The organism is Micromonospora sp. NBC_01412 (assembly GCF_045040215.1).
Taxonomy (GTDB): Bacteria; Actinomycetota; Actinomycetes; order Mycobacteriales; family Micromonosporaceae; genus Micromonospora; species Micromonospora rubida.
The window spans coordinates 828,118-847,472 of sequence record NZ_CP109528.1; the positions used below are offsets into that span (position 1 = coordinate 828,118).

Here is a 19,355-nt window from a genome sequence, read left to right on the forward strand (position 1 = left end):
GTCGAATCAGGCGGTCCGCCGGAGACGCCCGGCGTACCGCGACTCGAGGGCGAGGTTGTGCTCGTCCCCACCGGGGACGTTGGCGGAGAGGTAAATAGGGGGTACCTCTCCGGCCTGGTGGAACCGTCGTACGACCTCGGCGGTCAGCAGCTGCGCCAGCAGCGCGGCGGTGACCGAGGAGACCGCACAGACCGCGCCGCCGCCCTCGAGCGGCAGCAGTGCGTCGCCGTACGGCGCGCCGTTGTCCAGCACGACGTCGGCGAGGTCGGCGAGCCGGTGCCCCGACGGGTGCCGAGGGGCGACCCGCGCGGTGTGCTCGACGGAGGTGACCGCGATCAGCGGATGGCCGTTGCCCCTGACCAGCGTCGCCAGCTCGACCACCGAGCCGTTGATGCCGGACTGGGACGCGACCAGGAAGACGTCCCGCGGGCGCGGGGCGGCCAGGGCGTAGAGCTGGTGGGCGACGGCCGGGTCGCGTTCCAGCTTCGGATCGGCGAGCACGTCGCGGGAAGCGCCGCCGTGCAGCACCAGGTCGTGCAGGGTGATCCGGTTGGTCGGGACCAGCCCGCCGGCCCGGGCCACCAGCTCGGCGGCGAACACCTCGGAGTGGCCGGCGCCGAACGCCTGGAGCACCCCGCCGGCACGCAAGCGGGCGGCGATCAGGTCGGCGGCCCGGCCGACCGCCTCGGCCTGCGAGTCGACGAGCCGGTCGAGGACGGGACGGACGGCAGCGGCGTACCCCCGTGCGCTGATCATGCGGCGGCCCCCTTTGCCGCCTTGTGCCCGTCGACGGCCTGGGCGGTGCGCCGGAAGGCCGCGTGTGCGCGGGCGTGGGTGCGCTGCGCCACCGCGATGTACAGCAGGTCGAGCACGACGAGCTGTGGGTGCCGGGCGGACAGCGCGTCCGGCCGGAAGGTGGTGGCCTGGCTGGCGGTGAGCAGCACGATGTCCGCCAGTTCGGCCAGCGGCGAGCGGGGGAAGCCGGTGAGGGCTACGGTGGTCGCGCCCCGGCTGCCCGCCTCGGCGAGCATCTCGATGGTCTCCCGGGTCTGCCCGGTGTGCGAGATGCCCAGCGCCACGTCGCCGGCGCCCAGCAGCGCGGCGCTGGCCAGCCCTTCGTGCACGTCGCTCCAGGCCCAGGCGGCCACCCCGATGCGGTGCAGGCTGAACTGCATCTCCGCGCCGACCAGGGCGCTGCCGGAGGCGCCGAAGATGTTGACCCGGCTGGCGCCGGCGATGGCCACCGCCGCCCGCTCGACCTCGGTCAGGTCCAGCAGCGCCGCGGTGTCGTGCATGGCCCGGGTGTCGGCCGCCATGATCTGGCCGAGCACCCGCTCCAGGGGGTCGCCGGGCTGGATCTCCCTGCCGATGTCGACGGTCCAGCCGGCGGAGCGGGCCCGGCCGGTCTCGGCGGCGATGCCGAGCCGCAGGTCCGCGTACCCCTCGAAGCCCATCGCCCGGCAGAACCGGGTGATGGTGGCCGGGGAGGTGCCGCTGCGCTCCGCCAGCTCCACGATGGTCGCGCGGGCCGCGGCCTCCGGGTCGCTGAGCACGTGCTCGGCGACCCGGCGAAGGGCACCGGTCAGCTCGCCCGCGCCGGCCCGGACCCGGGCGAGCACGCCGTCGGTGGGGAGCGAGCCCCGCCGGTCGGCCGTGTCGGCGTCGACCACGGCGGTCCCCCCGGGGGTCTCCAACTCGTGATCCACCATGCGACGCCTTTCGGAAAAGAGTCTTAACTGTTAGTGGTAAAATTTCTTACTGAAGGCCCCCCGGTGTCAAGACTGTGGGCGAAGTTTTCAAACCGTTACCTGGAGCAGGGTCACCGACGGGGCCCTGGGTCTTGCCTCCGGCAGCCGGGCCCACCAGCATGGACCCGCCCGCACCGCAGTCCAGGGAGGCCCAACGATGTCCGACACCGTCGTGGTCGGTCTCGACGTCGGGGGTACGTCCACCCGCGCGGTCGCCCTCACCCTGGCCGGGGAACGCCTCGGCGACGGGCGGGGCGCCGGGGGCAACCCGACCAGCCACGGTGCCGAGCGAGCCGCCGGGGAGCTGCTGACCGCCCTGCGCGGGGCACTGTCGGGGGTGGACCCGACCCGGGTCCGGGCGGGCACCATCGGGCTGGCCGGCGCCGGCCGGCTGCTCGCCGACCCGGCAGGGAAAGCCGCCTTCGACCAGGCCTGGCGGGACGCCGGGCTGCGCTGCCCCTGCTCCGTGCACGGCGACGCTCTGGTGGCGTACGCCTCGGGCACCGCCAGCCCGGACGGCACGGTGCTCATCGCCGGCACCGGCGCGATCGCCGCGCAGGTCCGCGACCTGCGGCTGGATCGCGTGGCCGACGGGCACGGCTGGCTGCTCGGCGACGCGGGCTCGGGCTTCTGGTTGGGCCGTGAGGCGGTCCGCCGACTCCTCGCCGGCCTGGACCGGGGCCGGACGACGGGACCACTGGCCACCCAGGTGCTCACCGAACTGGTCGGCTCCGACCGGGTGGCGGCCCGCCCCCGGGACACCGTGGACGCGGTGGTCCAGGCCGTCACCCGCCGGCCGCCGGTGGAGCTGGCCCGGCTCGCGCCGCTGGTGGTGGCTGCCGCCCTCGCGGGCGACCCGGTCGCCACCGGGCTGCTCGACGAGGCCGCCGGGCAACTGGCGGAAAGCGCCGGGCGGATCCGTCCGCCCGGCGCTGTCGACCCGGTGGTCCTCGGCGGCGGCCTGCTCACCGGCGACACCCCGCTGGCTGCGGCGGTCCGGGCGGAGCTGGGCCGGCGATGGCCCGACGCGCCGCTGCGCACCGCCGGCGACGGGGCCGCGGCGGCGGCCTGGCTCGCCGCCCGGGACCTGCCCGAGGTCACCGACCCGACGGCGCTTCATCCGCTGCTGGTGCCGCCGACGAGATGACAGCGCCGGTCGAGCACGACCCACGCCCGCCGTTCCGAATTGGGACTGTCGCAGACCCGGAGCTTGATCAGGCTGCCCTCGTACATGTCCTTGTTGCAGTACCCCCAACCGTTGGAGGTGAAGGTGCAGGTGCCCTGCCGGTATAGCGTGCTGCCGAGCGTGCTGTTGTTGGAAATCCAGAGCACGTCACCGTACGGTTTCCAGCACGCGACGGAATGGCTGAAATGATCGTCATCGGTGCAATTCTTGGGATGCCCGTTGTCGACGTTTTCGCCCCCGTGGCACTTCAAGCTCGAACACGTCCATTGAATTCAACGGCGTATTGCCCGGGGCTCCACCGCAGACGCGCTGACGCCGGCCTCGTCCGACGTGCGGGCCGCGCCGTCCCCGCAGCCCGGCAAAAGGGTGATCGCACACGCGGCGGTCAGGACGGCGCCCAGCGCACGTGAGTTTCGCTGTCGCATGGATTGCCCCTCAGTCGTAGTGGGCGTTGAAGTCGGACGTGTGGTGGGCGCTGTAGATGGCGTCGGTCGACCGGACGGTGCCGATGTCCCCGCCCGCCATGCAGTCGCGCTGGTTGGCCGGTGGAGGACCCTGGTGGCCCTTGAAGCCGAGCGGGTGCCCCGCCTCGTGACAGGCGACCGACGAGTACCCGTGCTCGTCCTCGGGGGCGTCCCGGGCGATGGCCGAACCGGCCAGGTGCACGTGGTTCTGGTCGCACTCGCCCTGGCAGGGCGATTGCGAAGTCGGGCGGGAGCGCTTCGATCAGGAGGTTTGGGGTTCCTGGTGTGGGCGCCGCTCCACGGCGGGTGTGCCTCCCGGTGCCTATGGAGCTGAGTCGGATACGACATCAGCCACCCTCGGCGCGCTCGGCGACCGCAAGCGACGACCCGACGGGGCGGTGGGTAACCCGACGGCGGTGGCCCGACCGGCGTTGATGACGTAAACGACTCAGCTCCAAAGGCACCGCATCGACCGCCTCGCCCACAGCTCCGCCCCGGCCACGGTAACCGGGCCGACCAGGGACCGCACCCGCGACAACGCAATGACCCTGCTCGATCTGATTGGACGAACCGTCGTTGGGCCACGCGTACTTGTAGAACGCCTCGCCGTACACGCCGTCGCGCCACGCGTCGAACCAGGCGATATTCGGTGCGGGGTGTGCCGTCCCCCACCGCCACGTCGCAAGCCGAGTGGTAGGTGACCGCCGGGATGGCCGACAGGCGACGGCGACGGTCGGCGAGGACCCCTGCCGCCGAACAATGGATCACGGCAAGGGAGGGTCGATATGCACGCCTGATCGATGGCGTGCCCCCGAGCCGGCTGGCAGCGACGACAGTCCGGGTGAGCCGACCGGCGGCGGGGTCGGCCGGGACCACGGCCGCCGGGCCGACCCGCCGCACGTTGGGTGGGGACGCCGCGCCAGAATCGCTCGCGGCGGCAACCGGTCAACTACTTGAGCTGGCCGGCGGTGAGGCCGGACTGCACCTGACGCTGGAAGAGCAGGTACACCACCAGCACCGGGATCACCGCGATGGTGAGGCCGGCGAAGAGCTGGGCGTAGTCGCCGGCGTACCCCTGGCTGATCGACAGGGCGGCCAGGCCCTGGGCGAGCATCCACTTCGACTCGTCGCCTTGGAGCAGCACCTGTGGCAGCAGGAACTGGTTCCAGTGGCTGAGGAAGTTGAAGATGGCGACGCTGATCAGTCCCGGCCGGGCCATCGGCAGCATCACCCGGAAGAACAGCCGGAAGTGGCCGCACCCGTCGACCAGCGCCGCCTCCGCCACCGAGGTTGGCAGGGTGCGGAAGAACGCGGTGAGGAAGAAGACCGTGAACGGCAACGAGTACGCCGCGTAGACCAGCACCAGCCCGGTCCAGGTGCCGAACAGCCCGGCGCTGCGGACCACGAAGAACAGCGGCACCAGGGCCAGGAAGACCGGGAACATCAGCCCGCCGACGAACAGGTAGTAGGCGAGCTGGCGGCCCCGGAACTCGTACCGGGCGAAGACGTACGCGGCGGTGGCCCCCATCAGCATGGTGAGGGCGACCGAGCCGGTGACCACCACGGCGCTGTTGAGGAAGTACCGGCCGATGTGCGCCCCGGTCCAGGCCCGGGCCCAGTTGTCGAACCGCAGCGCGCCGGGCAGGCCCCACGGGTCGGCGATGATCTCGGCGTTGGTCTTGAACGAGCTGATGAACATCCACAGCAGCGGCAGCACGGTCAGCGCGCCCCAGAACAGCAGGAAGCCGTGCGAGAGGAAGTTCACGACGCCCCGCTCGCGGCGCACCGGCCGGGGTTCCCGGGCGTCCCGGGCGTCCCGGTCACCGTCGACGACCACGCCGACGGGCCTGTCCAGAGCGGTCATGACAGCTCGATCCGTTCCCGCCGGCTGACCCGCAGCGCCAGCACGGCCACCGACAGGGTCAGGAAGAACATCACCACGCCGATCGCCGACGCGTAGCCGAACTTGGTCTCGCTGCCGAACGCCGTGTCGTACATCCGCACCCCGATCACATCCGAGGAGAAGTTGGGGCCGCCGTTGGTCATGAGCTGCACCAGGATGAACCCGTCCAGGGCCGCGACGGCCAGGTAGATCCAGGCGACCTGCACGGTGTCCCAGAGCAGCGGGATGGTGATCCGACGCAGGGTGGCCCACCGGGACGCCCCGTCGAGCAGCACCGCCTCGTAGATCTCCCTCGGGATCGCCGACATGGCGGCCCCGAAGAGCACCACGTAGAACCCGACGTTGGACCACACCATCACCGCCAGCACGCACCAGAAGGCGAAGTCCGGGTCGCCCAGCCAGGCCGGTCCGGACACCCCCACCGTCCCCAGGATGCCGTTGAGCAGGCCGCTCGTGGGGTGGTAGACCTCCTTCCACAGCGCCGCGATGATCACCACCGAGAGCACCTGCGGGAAGAAGTAGACGGTGCGGTAGAACGCGCCGCCGCGCACCCCGGTGACCCCGGCCCGGCCCCGGCGCCCGCCCATGCTGAGCATGGTGGCGAAGAACAGCCCGAACGCGATGGTGAACACGGGCACCAGGGCGAGCAGGATCGCGTTGTTCTTCAGCGCGTTCCACACGTAGTCGTCGTGCCACAGGGCCCGGAAGTTGGCCATGCCCACCGGGTTGGCCTCGGCCGAGTAGCCGAGCCAGTCCGTGGTGGAGATCTGGAACGCCTGCAGGTACGGCGACACGACGAAGACGACGTAGAGCAGCAGGGGCGGTACCAGGAAGGTGACGATCAGCGGGAGCCTGCCGTGCTTCACGCCGACCGCTTGTACTTCTTGATCGAGGTGTCGGCGGCGATCGAGTCGGCGCCCTTCTGGCACTGGTCGAGGAACTCCGCCGGGCTGATCCGCCCGCTGAAGAACTCGCCGCAGGCGGCGTCGACCAGGTTGCGCTCCAGCTTGCGGTAGTAGTTGTTGTAGACCCAGTTGAAGCCGTTGGTGCCGGACGCCTCCAGGGCCTTGACCACGGTGGTCAGCCCGTACGGCAGCTCGACGCCGTCGGAGGCCCCGGCGACCACGGTGAGGCTGGCGACCTTCTTCGTGAAGTCCTGGGCGCCCTGCTTCGACAGCATGGTGCGGAAGTACTCCAGGCCGCCGGCGAGGTTCTTCGCCTTGGCCGGCACCATGAACGGCTCGCCGGCGGTGCCCCGGACCGCCTCGAACGGCAGCTTGTCGCCGCTGCCCAGGCTCGGCGTGGGCGCGACGGTCATGTTGAACCCGGCCGGGGTGACCGCCTTCTGCTCGCTCTCCAGCCAGGAGCCGCAGGAGATGAACGCCGCCTTGCCCTGGCACCACGCGGTCTGCGACTGGACGTGGTCCAGGCCGGGCGTGCCGTCGAGGATGAACTTGTCCTTGACGATCTGGTACCAGGCGTCGGCCGCGGCCTTCATCGCGTCGGACTTCCAGGCGTTCGGCTCCAGGTTGTCGATCGCGGTGGCGACCGAGGGACCGCCGAACTTGATCGCGGTGGAGATCACCGGCCAGCTCATGTAGCGGGGGTGCTTGCCGGCGTACGTCCAGGGGGCGATGCCCGCGGCCTTGATCTTCTTGCACAGGGCGATGTGCTCGTCCCAGGTCTTGGCGTACTCCCAGCCGCGGTCGGCGAAGAGCTTGGTGGAGTGCCAGATGCCGTAGACGGTGTAGGTGTAGTTCATCACCAGGAACTTGCCGTCGTACGAGCCGACCTCGACCGCGCCCGGCAGCAGCGTGTCCTTGACGGTCTTGCCGGGGACGTCGAGGCTCGGGGCGGTCAGCAGCTCGCCCAGGTCAGCGAGCGCGTTCTGGGAGACCAGGCCGTTGAAGTCGATCTGCCCGGCGCCGGAGTTGTTCACCACGTCCGGCGGGGTGCCGTCGACGAAGCGGGGCTGGAGGGTCTTGCTGATCTCCGCGGTGGCCGAGTGCTTGATCTTGGCCTTCGGGTGGTTCGCGGTGTACATCGCCTCGTGGGCCTTGGCGTAGTCCTCGCCGAAGCCGCCGTTGAAGATGACGACCTCCAGCGGGGCGTCCTCGGCGACCCCGAGCGGGTTCTGCGCGGACTTGGTGCCCTTGTACACCTTGGCGTCGGCGGAGTCGTCGCCACCGGAGGTGGCGCAGCCGGCGAGCAGGCCGGCGGCGGGGGTGGCCAGCAGGCCGGCGGCGGCGCTGCGTCGCAGGATGTCACGCCTGTCCATCGTTGCTCCTCGGATCGTCCCGGCGGATCTGTTTTTTCTCTTCACGTCACTGAAGTCGACTGAAGAATTTCTACGGCAGGAGCGCGTCGACTTCAAGCCCTGGCCGCCGAACCGTTATCACCACCGGGCGACCCGGGCTGGCATAGCCTGAGCCCATGCGCCGTCTCCGGCAGCTCGCCGAGCGCACGCCGGCAGGGCGCGAGCGCTACGTCGACCTGCTCCGGGCGGTCGCGATCGGGATGGTCGTCGTCGGTCACTGGGGCGTCACCGTGATCGGCCGGGGCGCCGACGGGCGGCCCACCGGGCACTCGGCGCTCAGCGACCTGCCGTGGGCGTACCCGCTGACCTGGGTCGCCCAGGTGCTTCCGGTGTTCTTCCTGGTCGGCGGGTTCGCCAACGCCGCCTCGCTGACCGCGCACCGGGGCCGGGGCGGCAACGCCACCGGCTGGCTGCTCGACCGCAGCGCCCGGCTGGTGCCGCCGACCACCGTCCTGCTGGTGGTCCTGGCCGTCGGCGCGGCGGGCGCCCACCTGTGGGGCATCGACCCGGCCCAGGTCCGTGAGGTCGTCTGGTTCGCCACCATCCCACTGTGGTTCCTCGTGCCCTACCTGGCCGTCGTGGCCCTCACCCCGCCGATGCACGCGCTGCACCGCCGCTTCGGGCTCGCCGTGCCGGTGGCGCTGACCGGGCTGGTGGCCCTCGGCGACCTGGGTCGGCTGGCCGGGCCGGCGGCGCTGGCCACCGGCAACCACCTGGCCGGCTGGCTCGCCGTGCACCAGGTCGGCTTCGCCTGGTACGACGCCCACGCCCGCCCGACCGGGGACCCGGGACGGGACCGCGCCCGGCACCCCCTGCCGACCTCGCGGCGGGCGGCGACGGCCATGCTGGTCGGCGGGTTCGGCGCGCTGCTGCTGCTCACCACGATCGGGCCGTACCCGGTCTCCATGCTGCACGTGCCCGGCCAGCGGCTGGAGAACACCGGCCCGCCCAGCCTGGCACTGCTCGCCCTGGCCACCGCCCAGCTCGGGCTGATCCTGCTGCTGCGCGAACCGGCGCGGCGGTGGCTGCGCCGGCCGGGCCCGTGGCAGGCGGTGATCGCCGTCAACTCCGTGGTGCTGACCGTGTTCCTCTGGCATCTCACCGCCGCCCTGCTGCTGATCGGCCTGCTGGACGCCGTCGGCCTGCTGCCCACCCCGGCGGCGGGGACCGCGGCCTGGTACGCCTGGCGGGTGCCGTGGCTGCTGCTGCTCGCCCTGGTGCTGGCCGGCCTGGTCGCCGTCTTCGGGCCCGTCGAGGCACGTGCCGGCCGGCGCCACCCGGCCGGGGGGCGGTCGACGGGTCGCCGGCCGGCCCGGACCGCGCTGGTGGTCGCCGGGTACGTCGCCGTGCTCGGCGGGCTGCTGGTCAACACCGTCACCCCGAAGAGCACGCCCGCGCCGCTGGGGCTGCCCGCCCCGGCGCTGGTCGCGTACCTGGCCGGGGCGGGGCTGCTGCGGCTGCTCAGGTCTGGGTGGGGAACCCGAGGTTGACCCCGCCGTGCCGGGGATCCAGCCACCGGCTGGTGACCACCTTGCCACGGGTGAAGAACGCCACCCCGTCGGCGCCGTGGGCGTGCAGGTCGCCGAAGAGGGACGCCTTCCAGCCGCCGAACGAGTAGTACGCCATCGGCACCGGGATCGGCACGTTGATGCCGACCATGCCGACCTCCACCTCGTGCTGGTAGCGCCGGGCCGCGCCGCCGTCGTTGGTGAAGATCGCCGTGCCGTTGCCGTACGGGTTGGCGTTGACCAGGTCCACCGCCTCGTCGTACGAGCCGACCCGCAGGACGCCGAGCACCGGGCCGAAGATCTCGTCGGTGTAGATCGACATGTCCGGGGTGACCCGGTCGAACAGGGTCGGGCCGAGCCAGAACCCGGCCGGGTCCCCGTCCGGGGCGACGTTCCGCCCGTCGACCACCGGGACCGCCCCGGCGGCCACCCCCGCCTCGACGTACCCGCGCACCCTGGCCGCGTGCGCGGCGGTCACCAGGGGGCCCATGTCGCAGCCCCGCCGGCCGTCGCCGGTGCGCAGCCGGGCCATCCGCTCGGCGATCCGCGCCACCAGGGCGTCGGCGACCGGCTCCACCGCGACCAGCGCGGAGATCGCCATGCACCGCTCCCCCGCCGAGCCGAACCCGGCGTTGACCGCCGCGTCGGCGGCCAGGTCCAGGTCGGCGTCCGGGAGCACCACCATGTGGTTCTTCGCCCCGCCGAGGGCCTGCACCCGCTTGCCGGCGGCGGTGCCGCGCTGGTGCACGTGCCGGGCGACCGGGGTGGAGCCGACGAACGACACCGCCCGCACGTCGGGGTGGTCGAGCAGGGCGTCGACCGCCTCGGCGTCGCCGTTGACCACGTTGAGCACCCCGTCGGGCAGGCCGGCCTCGGCGAACCACTCGGCCAGCAGCAGCGCCGCGCCCGGGTCCTTCTCGCTCGGCTTGAGCACCACCGCGTTGCCGCAGGCCACCGCGACCGGGACGAACCACAGCGGCACCATCACCGGGAAGTTGAACGGGGAGATCACCGCGACCACCCCGAGCGGCTGGCGCAGGCTGTACGAGTCGACCTCGGTGGAGACGTTCTCGCTGAACCCGCCGCGCAGCGCCGAGGGGATGCCGCAGGCGTACTCGATGACCTCCAGGCCGCGCTGCACCTCGCCGGCGGCGTCGGCGAGCACCTTGCCGTGCTCGGCGGTGATCACCTCGGCGAGCCGGTCCCGGCGGGCGTTCACCAGCTCGCGGAAGGCGAACAGCACGGCCGTCCGCTTCGCCAGGGAGACGTCCCGCCAGCTCCGCGCGGCCCGCCCGGCGGCCCGCACCGCGGCCGCCACGTCCGCGGCGCAGGCCAGCGCCACCTGCCCGGTACGCCGGCCGGTCGCCGGGTCGAAGACGTCGCCGCGCCGGGTGGACGTGCCGTCGACCCGCCTGCCGTCGACGAAGTGCCCGGTCACCGGCCCGTCCCCCGCCGCGCTCACGCCGCCGCCCCGGGCGCCGCCGCCGAGGTGCGGTTCACGCCGCCGCCTCCGGTGCCGTCGCCGAGGCGCGGATCGCGTCGACGAGGATGGCCAGCCCCTCGCGGGCCTCGTCCTCGGTGAGGGTCAGCGGCGGGCCCATCCGCAGCACGTTGCCGTACAGGCCGCCCTTGCCGACCAGCAGGCCGCCGGCCCGGCACGCCTCGAACACCCGCGCGGTCAGCGTCGCGTCGGGTTCGACGCCGCCGGGGTGGACGAACTCGACGCCGAGCATCAGCCCCTTGCCGCGTACCTCGGCGACGCAGTCGAGGCCGCCCACGGCGGCGCGCAGGCCGTCGGCGAGGATCGCCCCGGTGCGGGCGGCGTTGGCCTGAAGGTCGTGGTCGAGCAGGTAGTCCAGGACGGCGTTGCCGGCGGCCGTGGAGACCGGGTTGCCGCCGAAGGTGGAGAAGCTGATCGCCGGCACCGACTCCATGATCTCGGCCCGGCCGACCACCCCGGCCAGGGCGAAGCCGTTGCCGATGCCCTTGGCGAAGGTGAGCAGGTCCGGGGTGACGCCGTGCGCCTGGTACCCCCAGAAGTGCTCGCCGGTGCGCCCCCAGCCGGTCTGCACCTCGTCGGAGATCAGCAGGATGCCGTGGGCGTCGAGTTCCTTCTTCCAGGCGGCGAACAGGCCGTCCGGGCCGTGCACGAAACCGCCGACGCCCTGGATCGGCTCGGCGATCAGGCAGGCCACGTCGCCGGCGGTCTGGGTGGCGAGCACCTCGCGCAGGTCCTCCACCGCCGCGTCGACCCGGTCGGCCGGGTCGAGCCGGGACAGCAGGCCGCGCAGCCGCTCGCCGGAGTGCAGCCAGGCCACCTGGAGGGGGTTGAGCGCGCTGGCCGACCAGCTCCGGTTGCCGGTGGCGCCCATCGCCGCGTACGACCGGCCGTGGTAGCTGTTGCGCACCGCGAGGATCTGGTGCGAGCGGCGGTGGTTGGTGGCGGCCAGCAGGGCGGCCTCGTTGGCCTCGGTGCCGGAGTTGGTGAAGAACACCCGGGCGTCGGGGATGTCGGAGAGCCGGGCGACCTTCTCGGCCAGCTCGACCTGCTGGCGGATCAGGTAGAGCGTGGAGCTGTGCACGACGCCCGTGCGGAGCTGCCGCTCGACGGCCTCCCGGATCTCCGGGATGTCGTAGCCGATCATGTTGGTCAGCACGCCACCGAAGAAGTCCAGGTAGCTGCGTCCCCGCGCGTCGGTGACCCGGCGACCGGAGCCGGCGACCAGCTCGATCGGCTCGGCGTAGTAGAGCGGCATCCAGGACGGCAGCACGGCCCGATGCCGGGCCAGCAGGTCGTCGGTCATTCGTCGCACCCTCCAGGCGTTGGCGGTCACCGCACGCTCCCACCCGGACGACGCGGGGACAACTGCCACTGTGTAGCGCACCGCCGGCCGCCGCCTGACACCACGTCAACCGAAGGCCACGGTTTCCGACGCACTCCGGGCATCGAAGCGGCGTTTCCGGTTGTCAAAGCCGGCCGGCACGACTCTTTCCGCAGCGGGGCCGGTCGGCGCGCCGACCTGATCGCGAGGCCCGGGGGCGGGCGGGTGCCGGTACGATCCGGCGGGTGCCGATCATCCCGGACGACCTGTCGACGCCGCGCCCGCGGCACGCCGACGCCGACGTGGCGCTGCCCGGCGGCGGGGCGGGCACGACCCGGCAGGAGATCACCGACGGCGTGCGGTCCTGGGTGACGTCGCCGCCGCTGCGGGAGCTGGTGGCGCGCTTCGGCGGGGACTGGCCGGCCGGGGACCTGGCGACGGTGCTGGCGTGGCTGGACGACTTCTCCGCCCGGCACTGGGACTTCCGGGGCGGCCGGGAGCGCCCCGAGGCCCGGGAGCCGGCCCTCGACCCGCGCACCGCCGGGCTGGTGCTCGCCGCGGCGTCCGCGCTCGGCCTGGTCCGTCCGGTCCCGCCGGCCCGCCCCGGGTACGCCCACCTGGTCGTCCTCGGCGGGCTGGCGCACGCCTGCCTGCGCCGGGTCGGGTACGCCGCGCACCTGCTGCGTTCCGGCACGCGGGTGGCCGGCGAGGTGGCCGTGCTGGGCAGCTTCCGTCCGCTGTCCGACGCCGAGCTGCGGGCGCTGGCCGAGGCGGGCGTGACGGGTGGCGACACCGAGGTGGACGCCCTCGACGCGGCGGTCCGGCTGGCGTTCCGGGTGGCCGGGCCGGCCACGTCCGACGGGGCGGACGCCGGGCACCCGCACCACTCCTGGTCCTCGCGGACCTACCGGCCGGCGGGGCTGCCCCCGGTGCGGGTGCTCGCCGCCCCGTCCAGCGAGCCGGACCGGCGGCGGGCGCACACGGCCGACACCCAACGGTTCTGGGCCGAGCACGTGCGGCTCTCGCCGGGCGATCCGGTGCTGGTGGTCACCGCGCCGATCTACGTGCCGTTCCAGCACTGCGACGCGCTGCGCACCCTCGCCGTGCCGTACGGGTGCGCGATCGAGACCGTCGGCGTCGACCCGGACGTGCCCGACCTGGCCGGGCTGCCCGAGCCGGCGCTCACCCCGGGCCGCCACCTTCAGGAGATCCGCTCGGCGATCCGGTCGATGCGCACCCTGCACGCGAGCTTCGCCGCGGGCTGAGGCGGCGCGGGCCGACGCCCGACGGGGTGTCGGACGCCGACCCGGACCGGGTGCGCGGGTCAGTTCACGTAGACGATCGGGCTGCCCGCCTGGGTGGTGTCCCGGATCGGCGAGTACGTCGCGCTGAAGTACGCGGCCGAGAAGCAGGTGCCCGGCCCGGAGGACTTGGTGAAGGGCTGGTTGACGAAGGCGATCGAGGTGGTGGCGTTGGACGCCGTCCCCTTCACGACGTTGCCGTTGGCCTTGTAGACGCAGATGATGTTGCCGAGCAGGGTGCGCAGCGAGACGGTGCTCTGGATCGGCCCGGTGAGGGTGACCGCGCCGGCGCTGGTGACGGAGACGGAGTACGGCAGGTTGTCGACGGTCACGCTGTTCACCCCGAGCGTGCCGACCACATTCGTGGTGCAGCTGGTGAAGCTCTGCGCGGTGAGGCTCTCCGTGGCGGTCCCCGGCGCGGCCGGGTTGGTCAGCACCTTGGCGCTGAAGCTGGACGCGGCGCACTTCACGCCGGTGGTGCCGGTGGCGGTCGAGTAGAAGTTGGCGGTCGTGCTGGCCTTCAGGCTGGCCTGCAACACGTCCCCGACCGCAGCGGCGGTGCCGGCCGCGCTGCCGGTGGTGAGCACCGTGTTGGCGAGGGGGGCGGGCGGGGCCGCGGCGGCGGGGGCCGCCGCGACGAGGGAGCCGAGCAGCGCGACGGCGGCGAGGCCGACGGCGGCGCGTCCGAACCTGGGCATGGTGGGTCCTTTCGACGGTGGTGCGACGGTGGCGGCCGACCGGGGTCAACGTGCCCGGCGTGGACCGGGCGCGACCGGACGGCCGCTCGGGGACGACCGCGCAGGGACGGTCGCGGCCGGTGGGCCCGTCGCCGGGGACGGCCGGCGACGGGGTAGGCGCCGCCGGGGCGGCGCGACGTGCGCGGATCGGTGGCCGGGCGACCGGTGAACCACCGGGCGGCCCGAGTCCTTCCGGACGGTCAGCGGGCGGTGCGGGCTGGCGCACTGCGGCGCAGCCGCGTCACCTGCGCCCTTCCGGCCTTGGGGGCGAGGGTGCGGTCAGCGATAATGGCGAACATCGAGCCCTCCTTCGGCGCTGCTCGGTGCGACCATCAAAAAAGATGACCATGAGTGACACGACCGGAACTCAACGTGGTGAAGTTATAAACCCCGGAGGGTCGCAAAGTCAATCGTCGATTCATGGAGGTCGATGTCAATGTCGCTGGCGCCCCACCCGGCGACCGGGGCGACCCCCCTGCCCGGAGCCCGCCCCGGCCGCGACCCCGAACGGGCGATCAAACGCGGCCCGCGCCGCCTGTCCGCCGAGGTGGTGGCGGCGACCCAGCGCGACCGACTGTTCGACGGGCTCGTCCACGAGGTGGCGGCGAAGGGCTACGACAACGCCCGGGTCACCGACATCTGCCGCGCGGCCGGGGTGACCCGCCCCGCCTTCTACGCCCTCTTCGCCGGCAAGGAGGACGCCTTCCTGGCCACCTACCGACACGGCACCGCCGTCCTGCTGCGCCTGATGGATGACGCCTACGCCGCGGCCGGGCCGGACTGGACGGACGCCGCCCGGGCCACCCTGCGGACCCTACTGGAGGTGCTGGCCAGCGTGCCCGCGTTCGCCCGGATGGCGCTGGTGGAGATCGACGCCGCCGGCCCGGCCGCCGGGGACGAGCGGGACCTGCTGCTGGCGGAGTTCCACCGGTTCTTCCACCCGCCCCGCCCCCGGTCCCCGCTGACCGAACAGGACGACGAGTTGCTGGTCACCGCCGTGGTCGGCGGCATCCACACCACCGTCCGGCAGCGGGTCGCCCAGGGGCGCACGGCGGAGCTTCCCCAGCTCCTGCCGGCACTGACGTACGCCATGACGGCACCGTTCCTCGGCCCGGCCGCCGGCGGGCGGGCCGCCCGGACCGCCGGCGCGGATGCCACCCCTGGCGTCACGGCCCCCTGCGCGGCCGACCCGGCCCGCCCGCCCAGGCGGGGCGCCTGACCGACCCGCCAGCCACGATCAGAAACCGCTGCGGTTTCTCACTATTGGCCGCATTTCGCAGATCCACCGATTCCACCGGTCATTAATCTTGACCCGCCCCTTACTCAGCGGTAACTTCGCGGGGCAGCGACCCGAACAGCTCAACGCGCAACCAATTCAGATCATCTCCAATGATCCGCGGCGCGTTCATCGCATTGTCGCGGACGAATCGATCTCGAAGAGGAGCCGTCATGTCGGACGACACCGTACCCATCGAGCCGGTCCCGCCCCAGAGCGGCGTGCGCTGGCGCCGGTTCGCGGCCAGCCTGGCCGTCGTCGGCGCCGGCGCCGCAGGAATGGTGATGCTCACCGCCCAGGGGGTGCTCAGCGCCCAGTTCGCGATCTCCGGAATGCCCTTCGTGGTCACCGCCGACAAGCTCAGCGGGACCGGGTTCGAGCAGTTCGCCACCCTCGACCAGATGATCGAGGACAGCCCCAACCAGGGCGACACGGGCGGCCAGGTCGTCGTGATCGTCTCGGCGATCGACAAGGCCGAACTCACCAACCTGTGCCAGAGCATCAACCTCGGCGGCATGTACATGAAGCTCACCGCCGGCGGCGACGGCAAGCCGGTCAGCGCCCGCACCCTGGTCGTGGACTCGGACGAGCTCTCCGGCAACGCCTCGTTCAAGTCCATCGACATCGGGCAGGACGCCAGCACGCTGGATCAGGTGCCCGGCGTCCGGGGCAACCCGGGGGTCTTCGGCCAGCAGGCCGACACGGTGACCATCACCGACCTGCGGCAGAACAACTACGCGACCACGGCCGCAGTCTTCACCCTGCCGAACCTGCGGATGCGGTTCACCTCCGAAGGATGCTGAGTTGACCGACGGTGGCGGGGCGCGCGTGGTCGGCGCGGGGCGTGGTGGCGGGGCGCACATGGCCGGCGCGACGCGGGGCGGCCGGTGGCGGGCCTGGCGGCGCAGCCGCCCCTTCTGGGGCGGGCTGCTGGTCGCCCTCGGCGGCGCCGAGATCCTGCTGACCCTGCGCGCCCCGCTGCCGGTGATCCTGCACATCGGGCCGCAGGGGCTGGCCGGCTACCTCGGGCCGGTCATCCTGCTGCTCTGCGGCGTGCTGCTGGTGGCCCACCCACCCCAGCGGGTCTTCTACGCGCTGGTCTCCCTGGTGCTCGCCCTGGTCTCCTGGCTGACCTCCAACCTGGGCGGGTTCTTCGTCGGGATGCTGCTCGCGCTGGTCGGCGGCTGCCTGGCGTTCGCCTGGACCCCGGTCAGAACGCCCCGCCCCGGCACCGCCCCGGCGACCCACCCCGCCGCGACCGCAGTTGCCCCGGTGGGCGACCCAGACGTCCCCGCCGACCCGGAGGGTTTCTCCGACCCGGAGGCTCCCACCGACCCGGAGGCTCTCACCGTGCCGGAGCCCACCCCCGTGACCGACGGGCGACACTGGCGAGGGGTCGACCAGACGTAGCACGCCGGTTGACGCCCCGGCCGGGGCCGGGTCCTGCGGGATCCGGCAGGTCCGGCCGGGTCCGGCTGGGTCCGGCGCCTTCGGCCAGGGAACGCGCGCCAGCCGGGTGCGCGGGCCCAGCGCCCGCCCCCCGACGCGGTGAGCAGGCACTACGCGAGCGAACCGACCGGGGACGGCTTTCCCGGTGATGCGGACCCCCGGGCCGTCCGGTGCGTAACCTGTGCCCTGATCGGGGTGGCCCTGCGGACAGACCGGCCCGCCCGGGACGGGAGAAGCATGACCGACGTGCCCACACCAGGACGGGAGCCATTCGTCCTGGGCCTGGTGATTCATCCGCGCAACGACGTCAGCGATTCGGTCGCCACGGTGACGCGGGCCGCCGCGTGGCACGGCTCACCCGTCGTGGCGCGTCCGGGCGACGCCGCGCGGCTGGGCGACGGCGTGCTGGCCATGGACGACCAGGAGTTCGTCGAGCGCGTCGACGCCGTGATCAGCCTCGGCGGGGACGGCACCATGCTCGGCGCCATGCGTCTGATGGCGGGACGGCAGACTCCCGTGCTCGGCGTCAACCACGGCAACCTCGGGTTCCTCATCGAGGTCTCCCCGGCGCAGCTGCCCGCGGCGCTCGACGAGATGGTCGACGGCCGGTTCAGCCTCGAACCACACAGCTGCCTGGAAGTCGACGGCGACACCGGCTCCCTCGGACCGGCGACCGCGTTCAACGACATCGTGCTCACCGGCGAACGTCCAGGGATGGCGGTGAGCCTGGACCTGGAGATCAACGACATCCGCCACGGCTACTACCGTTGTGACGCGGTGATCGCGTGCACACCCACCGGTTCCACCGCCTACAACTACGCCGCGGGAGGACCGGTCATCTCCCCGGCGATCCCCGCGATCGGGCTGACGCCGGTGGCGCCCATGTCGGGCATCAGCCGCACCATCGTCCTCGGCGGCGAGGAAACCGTCACGCTCCGCAACCCCTCCGAGGACGAGAGCCTACGGATGTCCCTCGACGGCGCGGCCGTCAGCCGGGTCGGGCCCAGGGGCCACGTGACCCTGCGGCTGCGACCGGACGTCGTCAACGTGGTCCGGTTCGACGCCGCCGCCCTCGGGCGACGCAACCGCGTCAAGCTCAGCCTCCTCGACCTGCCGCTGCGCCCCGACCAACTGCTCGAACTCGTACCCGAGCACCTGCGGGAGCGCGCCAGGCAGATGCGGGAGTCGCGGGACGAGGCAACCTCTTCGGACTAACCGGCGGCGTGGGCGGCGGTGTCCCGGACCGCCTCGGCGAAGACCTCGGAGCGGTGCTCGAAGTTGCGGAACCGCCCGTAGCTGGGCGCGGCCGGGGAGAGCAGGACCACCCCGTCGGCCGGGGTCAGCTGCCGGGCCCGGCGCACGGCGGCGACCAGGTCCTCGACCACCTCGGTACGCACCTTCGGCAACCCGGCGAGGGCGCCCACGATCCGCTCCCCGCTTTCCGGGATGCCGAGCACGGTCAGCTCCCGCTCGGTCAGGTGCTCGCGCAGCGGCGTGTAGTCCAGCCCCCGGTCGGTGCCCCCGACGATCACCGTCAACGGCCGCCCCTCGTACGCGTCGATCGCGTGCATCGCCGCGTACGGGCTGGTGGCCAGGGTGTCGTCGACGAAGGTCAACCCGGACGGGTCGGCGATCTCGGTGAGCCGGTGGGCCAGCCCCTGGAACCCGGCGACCGCCACGGCGAGGGTGTCCCTACGGGCCACCACGTCCACGCCGAGGGCGTCGAGCACGGCGAGGGCGACGCACAGGTTGCCCTCGTTGTGCCGGCCCACCAGGGGCAGCACGGCGCGGGGGAACAGCGGCCGGTCGGCGAGGTGGAACCAGGGCGCGCCGTCCGGGCCGGGGGCCACGTGGGTGGTGTCCGGGGAGCCGGCGCGCACGGCCGGCCGGGCGCCCAGCTCGGCGACGAGCCGCGGGTCGGCGCCGTTGACCACCACGGTCTCCGGCCCGTACGCCAGCAGGTTGAGCTTGTCCCGGTAGTACTCCCGCTCGCCGCCGTGCGCGTCCAGGTGCTCGGGGAAGAGTGCGGTGACCGCCGCGACCCGGGGCGAGTCGGTCAGGTCGGTGCACTGGTAGCTGGACAGCTCCAGCACGTACAGGTCGGCCTCGGGCAGGTCCAGCAGCGGCACCCCGATGTTGCCGCCGAAGACGTTCGGCCGGTCGACCGCGGCGAACAGGTGGCTGATCAGGCTGGACGTGGTGGACTTGCCCTTGCTGCCGGTCACCCCGACGGTGCGCCGGGCGTGATCGGCCATCCACAGCGCGCTGCCCTGGGTGACGGTGACGCCCCGGCGGCGCAGCTCGACCATCCACGGGTGGGTGTTCGGCACCCCGGGGGAACGGACCACCACGTCGGCGGCGGCCAGTCGGGCGAGGCCCTCGTCGCCGGTGACCAGCGGGGCCGCCTCGGCCAGCAGTCCGTCCCACGGCAGGGCGAGGAAGTTGGCGCTGTCGTCCACGGCGACCAGGCCGGCCGGGCCGTGCGCGGCGATCGCGGTCACCGCCGCCCGGCCCTCCCGGCCGGTGCCCCAGACGGCGACGGTACGTCCGCGCAGGTCAGACAGGCGCACGAGTGATCTCCTCAGGGCTGGGGTCGGTCGGCGGCCCGGTCCGGCGCAGCCGGACACGGCCGGACGAACCAGGG

The 19,355-nt window shown here is 73.0% G+C and carries 18 protein-coding genes; 7 read left to right on the top strand and 11 right to left on the bottom strand.

Annotated features, from left to right (window positions below; all coding sequences use genetic code 11):
- Positions 1 to 6: 6 nt before the first annotated feature.
- The gene (locus tag OG617_RS03480; RefSeq protein ID WP_405098589.1) at positions 7 to 756 is read right to left on the bottom strand and encodes a sugar isomerase domain-containing protein; all 750 of its coding nucleotides are present in this window, start codon (positions 754 to 756) and stop codon (positions 7 to 9) included.
- Entirely contained in the window at positions 753 to 1,709 is a 957-nt protein-coding gene (locus OG617_RS03485) for a MurR/RpiR family transcriptional regulator (protein WP_405098591.1), read from the bottom strand. The genes OG617_RS03480 and OG617_RS03485 overlap by 4 nt, the downstream gene beginning before the upstream one ends.
- A gap of 196 nt (positions 1,710 to 1,905) precedes the next feature.
- On the opposite strand from OG617_RS03485, the gene OG617_RS03490 reads away from it, so the two are divergent.
- Positions 1,906 to 2,895, top strand: a complete 990-nt coding sequence (locus OG617_RS03490; protein WP_405098592.1) for an N-acetylglucosamine kinase — start codon at positions 1,906 to 1,908, stop codon at positions 2,893 to 2,895.
- Here OG617_RS03490 and OG617_RS03495 read toward each other — a convergent pair.
- The 5 genes from OG617_RS03495 to ngcE all read right to left on the bottom strand — a co-directional run bounded on the left by OG617_RS03495 (position 2,865) and on the right by ngcE (position 7,579).
- On the bottom strand, positions 2,865 to 3,080 hold the full coding sequence (locus OG617_RS03495) for a hypothetical protein (protein ID WP_405098594.1): 216 nt from the start codon (positions 3,078 to 3,080) through the stop codon (positions 2,865 to 2,867). The two genes, OG617_RS03490 and OG617_RS03495, sit on opposite strands and share 31 nt — an antisense overlap.
- Before the next feature lie 289 nt (positions 3,081 to 3,369).
- Complete coding sequence (locus OG617_RS03500; protein ID WP_405098595.1) at positions 3,370 to 3,600, bottom strand: hypothetical protein; 231 nt, start codon at positions 3,598 to 3,600, stop codon at positions 3,370 to 3,372.
- Positions 3,601 to 4,347: 747 nt separating this feature from the next.
- Entirely contained in the window at positions 4,348 to 5,262 is a 915-nt protein-coding gene (locus OG617_RS03505) for a carbohydrate ABC transporter permease (protein ID WP_405098597.1), read from the bottom strand.
- Entirely contained in the window at positions 5,259 to 6,167 is a 909-nt protein-coding gene (locus tag OG617_RS03510) for a carbohydrate ABC transporter permease (RefSeq protein WP_405098599.1), read from the bottom strand. The genes OG617_RS03505 and OG617_RS03510 overlap by 4 nt, the downstream gene beginning before the upstream one ends.
- Entirely contained in the window at positions 6,164 to 7,579 is a 1,416-nt protein-coding gene (gene ngcE, locus OG617_RS03515) for an N-acetylglucosamine/diacetylchitobiose ABC transporter substrate-binding protein (protein ID WP_405098601.1), read from the bottom strand. Before ngcE ends, OG617_RS03510 begins: the two co-directional genes overlap by 4 nt.
- 155 nt (positions 7,580 to 7,734) lie before the next feature.
- On the opposite strand from ngcE, the gene OG617_RS03520 reads away from it, so the two are divergent.
- Positions 7,735 to 9,108, top strand: a complete 1,374-nt coding sequence (locus tag OG617_RS03520; protein ID WP_405098603.1) for an acyltransferase — start codon at positions 7,735 to 7,737, stop codon at positions 9,106 to 9,108.
- Here OG617_RS03520 and OG617_RS03525 read toward each other — a convergent pair.
- Together OG617_RS03525 and OG617_RS03530 are read right to left on the bottom strand one after the other, a co-directional pair.
- Positions 9,080 to 10,564 (bottom strand): CoA-acylating methylmalonate-semialdehyde dehydrogenase, encoded by a 1,485-nt coding sequence (locus OG617_RS03525; protein WP_405104093.1) that lies wholly within the window; start codon positions 10,562 to 10,564, stop codon positions 9,080 to 9,082. The two genes, OG617_RS03520 and OG617_RS03525, sit on opposite strands and share 29 nt — an antisense overlap.
- Before the next feature lie 58 nt (positions 10,565 to 10,622).
- Positions 10,623 to 11,930: an aspartate aminotransferase family protein gene (locus OG617_RS03530; RefSeq protein WP_405098605.1), complete on the bottom strand. Its 1,308-nt coding sequence runs from the start codon at positions 11,928 to 11,930 to the stop codon at positions 10,623 to 10,625.
- 263 nt (positions 11,931 to 12,193) lie between these two features.
- Between OG617_RS03530 and OG617_RS03535 the strand changes: the two genes are divergently transcribed.
- Positions 12,194 to 13,213: a hypothetical protein gene (locus OG617_RS03535; protein WP_405098607.1), complete on the top strand. Its 1,020-nt coding sequence runs from the start codon at positions 12,194 to 12,196 to the stop codon at positions 13,211 to 13,213.
- A gap of 59 nt (positions 13,214 to 13,272) precedes the next feature.
- Here the strand turns inward: OG617_RS03535 and OG617_RS03540 are convergent, their stop codons facing one another.
- Positions 13,273 to 13,947: a Tat pathway signal sequence domain protein gene (locus OG617_RS03540; RefSeq protein WP_405098609.1), complete on the bottom strand. Its 675-nt coding sequence runs from the start codon at positions 13,945 to 13,947 to the stop codon at positions 13,273 to 13,275.
- A gap of 469 nt (positions 13,948 to 14,416) precedes the next feature.
- Here OG617_RS03540 and OG617_RS03545 point away from each other — a divergent pair, with 469 nt between their 5' ends.
- The 4 genes from OG617_RS03545 to OG617_RS03560 all read left to right on the top strand — a co-directional run bounded on the left by OG617_RS03545 (position 14,417) and on the right by OG617_RS03560 (position 17,926).
- On the top strand, positions 14,417 to 15,205 hold the full coding sequence (locus tag OG617_RS03545) for a TetR/AcrR family transcriptional regulator (protein ID WP_405098611.1): 789 nt from the start codon (positions 14,417 to 14,419) through the stop codon (positions 15,203 to 15,205).
- Between the two features lie 230 nt (positions 15,206 to 15,435).
- Positions 15,436 to 16,065 (top strand): DUF6230 family protein, encoded by a 630-nt coding sequence (locus OG617_RS03550; protein WP_405098613.1) that lies wholly within the window; start codon positions 15,436 to 15,438, stop codon positions 16,063 to 16,065.
- Position 16,066: 1 nt separating this feature from the next.
- Positions 16,067 to 16,672, top strand: coding sequence for a DUF6114 domain-containing protein (locus OG617_RS03555; RefSeq protein WP_405098615.1), 606 nt, complete (start codon positions 16,067 to 16,069; stop codon positions 16,670 to 16,672).
- 276 nt (positions 16,673 to 16,948) lie between these two features.
- On the top strand, positions 16,949 to 17,926 hold the full coding sequence (locus tag OG617_RS03560; protein WP_405098617.1) for an NAD(+)/NADH kinase: 978 nt from the start codon (positions 16,949 to 16,951) through the stop codon (positions 17,924 to 17,926).
- Here OG617_RS03560 and murD read toward each other — a convergent pair.
- Positions 17,923 to 19,281, bottom strand: a complete 1,359-nt coding sequence (murD, locus tag OG617_RS03565) for a UDP-N-acetylmuramoyl-L-alanine--D-glutamate ligase (RefSeq protein ID WP_405098619.1) — start codon at positions 19,279 to 19,281, stop codon at positions 17,923 to 17,925. The two genes, OG617_RS03560 and murD, sit on opposite strands and share 4 nt — an antisense overlap.
- Positions 19,282 to 19,355: the final 74 nt, after the last annotated feature.